We start from the raw sequence: 1,254 nt of genomic DNA, 5'->3' as shown, positions 1-1,254 counted from the left end.
GCCAGCACGCCGCTGGCTTCGTCGTAGCGGTATTCGGTGACCTTGCCGTCGAAGCCCTGTTCCTGCAGCAGGCGGCCGACCGGGTCGTACTGGAAACGGTAGACGCTGCCGTTTTCGTTTTCCAGCGCGGACAGGCGGCCGAGCGCGTCCCACTGATAGCGCAGACTGTGTCCAACGGCGTCGATACGCTTCGCGATCAGTCCGGACGCAGTGAAGCTGTAGGCGGTGGTGCGCGCGAGCGCGTCGGTGTGCGCAAGCAGGCGGCCTTCGGCGTCGTGGCGAAACTGCTCCTTGCTGCCGTCGGGGTGGATGACGGCTTCGAGCTGCCCGGGATGGTTCCCGCTGTCGGCGCCTTCGCTGCGCGCTTGCGCCAGCGTTTCGGCGCTGACCAGCGTGTAGCGGTAGCGGGTCTCGTTGCCCGCGGCGTCGATGCGCTTGACCAGGCGCTTGCGGTCGTCGTATTCCCACTGGCTGCTGTGCCCGGAACAGTCGGTGTAGCTGGCGAGCTGGCCGTCGGGGGTGTAGGCGAGCTTTTTGATGCCGCCTTTGGCATCGGTGACTTCGACGGGCCGGCCAGCCTTGTCGTATGCGTATTGGGTCTTGTTGCCGCGCGGGTCTGTTTCCTCGACCAGGTGGCCCTGGGCATTGTAGTCGCGCTTCCAGGTGCCGCCTTCGGCGTCGCGGATGCCGGTGACGCGGTGCTGGCCGTCGTACTCGAAGTGGACCTGGCTGCCGTCGGCGCGGGTGTGCGTGAGCAGGTTGCCGTGGTCGTCGTAACGGTAATGCTCGCTGCTGCCGTCGGCGTGGATGTGACGGACGACGTTCTTGGCGTCGTCGCGGAACAGCCATTCCTCGCGCCCGTCCGGATACACGATGCGGTACGTGTAGCCGGCGATGTCGTAGTAGTAGCGGGTCTCGTGGCCGAGCGCATCAAGGACGTAGGTCAGGCGGATGTTCTTGTCCCACTCGAGCCGGGTGTCGTCGCTGCCGTCGTCGGCCCACTCGCGGATCGCCTTGGCGTGAAGTCCGCTGTCGATGCTGGTGTCGTAGGCGAGGTTCATGCCGCGCCCGGTGCGGTCGGTATAGCGGGTGACGAGGTGGCGGTCGTACTGGTACTGCCAGGCGGCGGCGTTTTCGTCCTGGGCGCGGATCAGGTCGCCGTGGTCGTCGTAGTCGTAGGCCGCAAGCTGGCGCACCAGCTTGCCATCCTTGATTTCCCATAGCGCAAGGATGCGGCCGGTATCAAGGTCGACC

At 66.1% G+C, this 1,254-nt stretch carries 1 pseudogene; it reads right to left on the bottom strand.

Annotation, left to right across the window (positions count from 1 at the left end):
* Window positions 1-1,254 (bottom strand): annotated as a pseudogene (locus tag ISF28_RS30980) (RHS repeat protein); the annotation flags it as partial.

It is taken from the genome of Massilia rhizosphaerae (assembly GCF_016093545.1).
Lineage (GTDB): Bacteria > Pseudomonadota > Gammaproteobacteria > Burkholderiales > Burkholderiaceae_D > Telluria > Telluria rhizosphaerae.
Note: the sequence above shows the minus strand (reverse complement) of the source record. Positions and strands in the feature narration are given on the sequence as shown.